The 3,007-nt window shown below is 52.6% G+C and carries 1 rRNA gene; it reads left to right on the top strand.

What is annotated here, in order from left to right:
- Positions 1-54 precede the first annotated feature (54 nt).
- Positions 55-2,959: ribosomal RNA gene (locus tag EO93_RS07420) — 23S ribosomal RNA — on the top strand.
- The last annotated feature ends 48 nt before the right edge of the window (positions 2,960-3,007 follow it).

Below are 3,007 nucleotides of genomic sequence, written 5' to 3'. Positions count from 1 at the left end.
ATGAAGTCGTGTATAGGTGCTGTATATTGAACGCTAACTGGACCTGGTTAGGTGTAACAGGAGTTATGCTATCAGGTGGATGGCTCGGCTCAAGAGCTGATGAAGGACGTGCCAAGCTGCGATAAGCCCGGGGTAGGTGCATGGATCCAATGAACCCGGGATCTCCGAATGGGACCTCTCCATAGTGATCAGTAATGATCGGGAACGCTCCGAATTGAAACATCTCAGTAGGAGCTGGAAAAGAAATCAAACGAGATGCCGCTAGTAACGGCGAGTGAACACGGCACAGTTCAAACCGAATCCCTTCGGGGAAATGTGGTGTTGTAGGGCTGTTCAAACGTTTGGCGGCGAAACCGAACTTGCCTGGAACGGCAGACCATAGAGTGTGACAGTCACTTAGGTGTAAGCCAATAAACCGGAACATGTCCCTGAGTACCGTGCGTTGGATATCGTGCGGGAATCTGGGGGGCACCAACCTCCAAAACTAAATACTACTTGAGACCGATAGCGAAATAGTAGGGTGACCGAACGCTGAAAAGTACCCCGAGAAGGGAGGTGCAAAGTGCCTGAAACCTGATAGTGATGGAACGATACGGCATGAAAGGATCTTTGACATGAAGGAATCATTCGCGAGGATGTAGTACGAATGTCACTGCCAGTGTCGTATCTTACGTTTTGAAGAACGGGCCAGGGAGTGTATCTTGGTGGCGATGGCTAACCTTTTATCTGGGCAGCCGAAGCGAAAGCAACATGTGCGCAGCCTTCGGGCGAGGCACGACGTATACAAGTGCGTGGAGTCACCGGGGTACGACCCGAAGCCGGGTGATCTAGGCGTGGGCAGGTTGAAGCGTGGCGAAAGCTACGTGGAGGACCGCAAGCGGTTTTGATCTGCAAATCATTCGTGTGACCTGCGTCTCGTAGTGAAATGCTAATCTAACCCGGCATCCGCTGGTTCCTTCCGAAACATGTCGTAGCATGACCTGACTGGAGATCGTCGGTGGAGTAGAGCACTGATTGGCGGTTCCGGGGGAGAAATCCCTCGCCCGCCTGTCAAACTCCAAACCCACTGTCATCTGAGAAAGTCGGAGTCCGGACTACTGGGGTAAGCTTGTAGTCCGTAAGGGAGACAACCCAGCCCGTGGTTAAGGTCCCCAAGTGTCGACTAAGTGTTAACACTAAAGGGCGTCCCAAGCCCAAGACAGCTGGAAGGTTAGCTTAGAAGCAGCTACCCTTCAAAGAGTGCGTAACAGCTCACCAGTCGAGGTTTGGGGCCCCGAAAATTGACGGGGCTCAAGTCGACCACCGATACCACGGAGTACCGCAAGGTAATCTCGTAGGAAGGCGTTGTGTTCGGGCTGAAGCAGGGCTGTAAAGTCCTGTGGACCGTTCACAAACGAAAATCCTGGTAATAGTAGCAGCAAAGCAGGGTGAGAATCCCTGCCGCCGAAGGGGCCAGGTTTCCTCGGCAATGATCGTCAGCCGAGGGTTAGTCGGTCCTAAGACGTACCGTAATTCGAGTACGCCAAAAGGGAAACAGGTTAATATTCCTGTACCATTTAGCACTAAAGTCTGACGTTTTCGGGCAGGCCGAGCGGCGTCGTCGCGCCGTCTAAGCAGCGAAACCTGTGGAGAGCCGTAATGGCGAGAAGCGGGCGAATCTGTAATGGCGTAAGTCGGCTGCACCCAGGAACCCGTGAAAAGGACAGCTAAATGTCCGTACCGAGAACTGACACTGGTGCCCCTAGCTGAAAAGGCTAAGGCGTGTCGGAGTAATTCAGTTAAGGGAATTCGGCAAATTAGCTCCGTAACTTCGGGAGAAGGAGTGCCTGCTGTGTAGACAGCAGGTCGCAGTGACCAGGGGGCTCTAACTGTCTAATATCAACATAGGAGATTGCAAACCCGTAAGGGCTAGTACAATCTCTGAATCCTGCTCAGTGCAGGTACCTGAAACCCCGGTTCAACGGGAAGAAGGGCCTGTAAACAGCGGGGGTAACTATGACCCTCTTAAGGTAGCGTAGTACCTTGTCGCTTAATTGGCGACTTGCATGAATGGATCAATGAGAGCCCTACTGTCCCTAACTGGAGTCCGGTGAAGCTTACATTCTAGTGCACAGTCTAGAGACCTCTAGGGGGAAGTGAAGACCCCGTGGAGCTTTACTGCAGCCTGTCGTTGGGTTGTGGTTCTGGATGTACAGTGTAGGTAGGAGACGTCGAAGCGGGTGCGCCAGCATCCGTGGAGTCGCAATTGGGACACTACCCTTCTGGAACTACGACCCTAACTCTGCGAAGAGGACCCCGATAGGTGGGCAGTTTGCCTGGGGCGGGACGCCCTTGAAAAGATATCAAGGGCGCGCAATGGTTGACTCAAGCGGGTCGGAAACTCGCTGAAGAGTGCAAGAGTATAAGTCAGCCTGACGTTATTCAGCAAAGCAGTGGATGACGAGACGAAAGTCGGTTCTAGCGAACTTTTGAGCCTCCTTGGTGGGGGCCAAAAATGACAGAAAAGTTACCCCGGGGATAATTGAGTCGTTGCCGGCAAGAGTACATATCGACCCGGCAGCTTGCTACCTCGATGTCGGTTCTTTCCATCCTGGCCGTGCAGCAGCGGCCAAGGGTGAGGTTGTTCGCCTATTAAAGGAGATCGTGAGCTGGGTTTAGACCGTCGTGAGACAGGTCGGTTACTATCTACTAGAGGTGCCAGAGGTCTGCGGGTAAGCTGCTTTTAGTACGAGAGGAACCAAGCAGCGGCGCCACTGGTGTACCGGTTGTCTGACAAGGCATCGCCGGGCAGCTACGCGCTAAGGAATAAGAGCTGAATGCATCTAAGCTCGAAATCTGACCTAAAAAGAGACCTCTTTAAGGATTCCGGTAAAAGACCGGTTTGATAGAAACGGGATGTAAGCACCAAGGCAACGAGGTGTTCAGTCCGCGTTCACTAACTATCCGTTCCTTTCACCTAATTCAGGTCCAGGCGAAATTCAATATGCAGCACTCCTATACATGACTT

The sequence above is a fragment of the Methanosarcina sp. 1.H.A.2.2 genome (genome assembly GCF_000979975.1).
In the GTDB taxonomy this organism is placed as follows: domain Archaea; phylum Halobacteriota; class Methanosarcinia; order Methanosarcinales; family Methanosarcinaceae; genus Methanosarcina.
Note: the sequence above shows the minus strand (reverse complement) of the source record. Positions and strands in the feature narration are given on the sequence as shown.